General features: G+C 35.5%; 2 protein-coding genes. Both read right to left on the reverse strand.

The window, feature by feature from the left end; all coding sequences use genetic code 11:
• Window positions 1–613: hypothetical protein (locus RFX69_RS19355; protein ID WP_309169664.1), on the reverse strand; the 613-nt coding region annotated here is incomplete at its 3' end.
• 201 nt (window positions 614–814) lie between these two features.
• Window positions 815–1,417, reverse strand: a complete 603-nt coding sequence (locus tag RFX69_RS19360; RefSeq protein ID WP_289332988.1) for a TetR/AcrR family transcriptional regulator — start codon at window positions 1,415–1,417, stop codon at window positions 815–817.
• Window positions 1,418–1,756 lie beyond the last annotated feature (339 nt).

A 1,756-nucleotide genomic window follows, 5' to 3' on the forward strand; every position in this document is an offset into this window, starting at 1 on the left:
GACAAACCCGGTACGGTTCATCAATATCGTAACCAGTTTCTTCTGGAACCCCCAAATATTTAACGACAACCAACCTCTTATTTTGTTTAGGCACACTATAATTTTGGGAAATTTTTATTGCTTTGCTGTAATGAACCGCAACATGGGTCTTACTTTGTAAAGACGGCGATTTTACAATATATTCTGTTTTATATTGCGTGATCTTTCCTGAAGGATCAAACCAAGACGATACCTGATTCTGATGAGTTTTTAACGTTTGAATTTTTACAGTCTTACTATTACTTATGACTAAGGGGGTTAAATTCCTTTTAATTTTATTAAGTGCCTTATTAAACGCTGTACTATCTTGATCATAATCAATCTTATGTGTTTTTGGATTGATATAGAGAGATTTAACTTCAATCAGTTTATCAGGCGATTTACTATTTAATAGATAATAATATAGTTGTGGTAGGCGTCCTCGGCCATCTTCATAATGTCTTAATACATAAAGTTTCTTCTCTTTTTGCTGATAGCCCAATACTTCAATTTTTTGTCCACCACCCACTGTCGCATAACTATGTGCGGATAAGGTAAGAATCGTGCTAAAAGTTAAAAATTTTAGAAATTTCATTAGTTCATATCCTTGTGATCTGATAACTATATTGTATAAATACCAATCAGTTTAAAATGACACTTGAGTAAGTGTTACTTGCTGTTTTTATATTCTTTTGTACACAAGCAGCCTTTCTAAGGAGGCTTTATTTATTATTTCTCTCCCCCCTTCAAAACAACTCGTCTAGCTTTTACATATAAGCCGTCATAGAAGAACAGGCTAGCACTTGCTAGCATCGACATGAGTAAACATACATGGACTAAAATTTCTAACAAAAGAATTTAAAAAATAATCCAACATCTTTTCCCGCTCGATTGCCCCATCTGAGCTTAAAAGCTGAATGATTGTGCCCTCCACCATATATACAAATAGCTTGGCATCGGTAAAAGAAGCATCCGCGTTTAGCACTCTAAGCTGACTGTAAATTTCATTTTTTAGCCATGTTCTATAGCGCATTGCGGTCTGATAGGCTTTTGGATAACTATTTTTAATCTCAAAAATAGCTTTAAATAATAAGTAATACGGCCCTTCTATATCGGTATGTAAATAATACAGCTTCTTAAGTTTATCTATTGCGGCAGTGTTTAAGTCATACTCGACCATTGCGACTACTTGTTCTTGGAGCTTTTCTTTTTGCACCATCAAGCAGATTTCAATAAGCCGTTCTTTGGAGTGAAAGTAATTATAAAAAGTCGCTTTCGTAATTTCTGATTCTTTCACTATTCTGTCGACCCCAATAAGGTGAAAACCACGGTGGTGGAATAGATCAATTGCTTTATTTACAACGTATAGGGTACGTGTTGGGAGAACTAAATATCGCATAGTTTTACCGTTATAAAAATTTTTTGTTGTATGTAGAGATAAAAAAGCCTGTGCCCTTTTTGGGAGAAAAAAAGGCACAGCAAAGCCGTAAAGACTGTGCTTGGCACATCTCAAGTTTGTTATTGCTAAGTTTTAAATAAAAAGACTTTAAGCCTGAAAACCTTAGGGTGATCAAGCTGCGTTAATTTTTAAGCTGTGTCGTTATAGCTTTTGGCATGGAGAGCCAAGAAATAATGGATGTGCAAAGCCAACTCCTTTTTATTGGGAGTTCTACCAGACATTTAAATTATGGTGGCAGAACGAGAAAGGGTTCGCGGACTGGAGCCAAAGAATCCAGCA

Source organism: Acinetobacter sp. 148 (assembly GCF_031196675.1).
Lineage (GTDB): Bacteria > Pseudomonadota > Gammaproteobacteria > Pseudomonadales > Moraxellaceae > Acinetobacter > Acinetobacter baumannii.

What these genes read in the sequence shown, in the direction of transcription:
- RFX69_RS19360 (WP_289332988.1), bottom strand. Translation starts at nt 1,417, where the DNA reads ATGCGATATTTAGTTCTCCCAACACGTACCCTATACGTTGTAAATAAA.